Annotated in this window: 1 protein-coding gene; it reads left to right on the top strand. The window is 53.8% G+C overall.

Annotated features, from left to right (window positions below; translation table 11 throughout):
* Positions 1-2,517: hypothetical protein (locus tag G518_RS41605; RefSeq protein WP_211231781.1), on the top strand; the 2,517-nt coding region annotated here is incomplete at both ends.

The following is a 2,517-nucleotide window of genomic DNA, read 5'->3' as shown; positions in this document are numbered from 1 at the left end:
GTTCGTATTGCTCAACCCAGTGCTGAGCGAGCTGACGCCAGTGCTGAGGCTAGATACCGAACTGTTTGTGTTGCTCAGACCGGTACTGAGCGAACTCACTCCGGTGCTCAACGACGAGACAGAACTATTTGTGTTGCTCAGACCTGTGCTGAGGCTCGAAACGCTGGAGTTCGTATTGCTCAACCCAGTACTGAGAGAGCTGACGCCAGTGCTAAGGCTAGAGACCGAACTGTTCGTATTGCTCAAGCCCGTGCTCAAGCTCGAAACACTGGAGTTAGTGTTGCTCAACCCAGTGCTGAGTGAGCTAACGCCCGTACTCAACGACGAGACAGAGCTGTTCGTATTGCTCAGGCCCGTACTCAGCGAGCTGACGCCGGTGCTCAAAGAGGAAACTGAGCTGTTCGTGTTGCTCAGACCTGTACTCAAGCTCGAAACGCTGGAGTTAGTGTTGCTCAAACCGGTGCTGAGCGAGCTCACGCCAGTACTCAACGAAGAGACCGAACTGTTCGTATTGCTCAGGCCCGTGCTCAGTGAGCTCACGCCAGTGCTCAGGGAAGACACCGAGCTGTTCGTGTTGCTCAACCCTGTGCTGAGGGAGCTAACGCCGGTGCTGAGGCTAGATACCGAACTATTGGTATTGCTCAGACCTGTGCTGAGCGAACTCACTCCGGTGCTCAATGACGAGACCGAGCTATTGGTATTGCTCAAGCCAGTGCTGAGGCTAGACACCGAACTATTCGTGTTGCTCAGACCCGTGCTGAGTGAACTCACGCCAGTACTCAACGAAGAGACAGAGCTGTTGGTATTGCTCAGGCCAGTGCTCAAACTGGACACTGAGCTGTTCGTGTTGCTCAACCCAGTGCTGAGAGAGCTAACGCCGGTGCTGAGGCTAGATACCGAACTATTGGTATTGCTCAGCCCCGTACTCAGCGAACTCACGCCAGTACTCAAACTGGACACCGAGCTATTAGTGTTGCTCAAGCCCGTGCTGAGTGAGCTAACTCCAGTGCTCAACGAAGAGACTGAGCTATTCGTGTTGCTCAAGCCAGTGCTCAAACTAGACACTGAGCTGTTCGTGTTGCTCAACCCAGTGCTGAGCGAGCTGACGCCAGTGCTGAGGCTAGATACCGAACTGTTCGTATTGCTCAGACCTGTGCTGAGGCTCGAAACGCTGGAGTTCGTATTGCTTAGACCCGTGCTGAGTGAGCTCACTCCAGTACTCAACGACGAGACTGAGCTATTCGTGTTGCTCAGACCGGTACTCAAGCTCGAAACGCTGGAATTCGTATTGCTCAGACCTGTGCTGAGCGAACTCACACCCGTACTCAACGAAGCGACCGAGCTGTTGGTGTTGCTTAGGCCGGTACTCAGGCTGGACACGGAACTATTCGTGTTGCTCAAACCTGTGCTGAGCGAGCTAACACCGGTACTCAACGACGAGACAGAGCTGTTGGTGTTGCTCAAGCCTGTGCTGAGAGAGCTGACGCCAGTACTGAGACTAGATACTGAACTATTGGTATTACTCAGGCCCGTACTCAGTGAGCTCACTCCTGTGCTCAGAGAGGAGACAGAGCTGTTCGTGTTGCTCAGACCAGTACTCAGTGAGCTCACTCCTGTGCTCAGCGATGAGACCGAACTATTGGTGTTGCTGAGACCCGTACTCAACGAGCTCACGCCAGTGCTCAACGACGAAACTGAGCTGTTGGTATTGCTCAGGCCAGTGCTCAAGCTCGAAACGCTGGAATTCGTATTGCTCAGACCCGTGCTGAGTGAACTCACGCCAGTACTCAACGAAGAGACTGAACTGTTCGTATTGCTCAACCCAGTGCTGAGCGAGCTGACGCCAGTGCTAAGGCTTGAGACCGAACTATTGGTATTGCTCAGTCCCGTACTCAGTGAACTCACTCCAGTGCTCAACGACGAAACAGAGCTGTTTGTGTTGCTCAAGCCAGTGCTGAGGCTGGACACCGAACTATTGGTATTGCTCAGACCTGTGCTAAGCGAACTCACGCCCGTGCTTAACGACGAGACAGAGCTATTCGTGTTGCTCAACCCGGTGCTGAGCGAGCTCACGCCAGTGCTCAGCGAGGAGACGGAGCTATTCGTGTTGCTCAGACCTGTGCTGAGCGAACTCACGCCCGTACTCAACGAAGAGACCGAGCTATTGGTGTTGCTCAAGCCAGTGCTGAGGCTCGAAACGCTGGAATTCGTATTGCTCAGACCCGTGCTGAGTGAGCTGACGCCAGTACTCAACGAAGAGACCGAACTGTTCGTGTTGCTCAGGCCCGTGCTCAACGATGAAACAGAGCTTCCTACACTATTCAAGCCAGTACTGAGACTCGAAACACTCGAATTCGTATTGCTCAGCCCGGTGCTGAGGCTAGAGACCGAACTGTTGGTGTTGCTCAGGCCCGTGCTGAGCGAACTCACACCAGTACTCAGGGACGAAACCGAACTGTTTGTATTGCTCAAGCCGGTGCTCAAGCTGGACACCGAACTATTGGTGTTGCTCAGACC

The organism is Ottowia thiooxydans DSM 14619, assembly GCF_000422885.1.
Classification (GTDB): domain Bacteria; phylum Pseudomonadota; class Gammaproteobacteria; order Burkholderiales; family Burkholderiaceae_C; genus Ottowia; species Ottowia thiooxydans.
The sequence above is the reverse complement of the archived record's forward strand: the minus strand, read 5'-3'. Positions and strand labels throughout refer to the sequence as shown.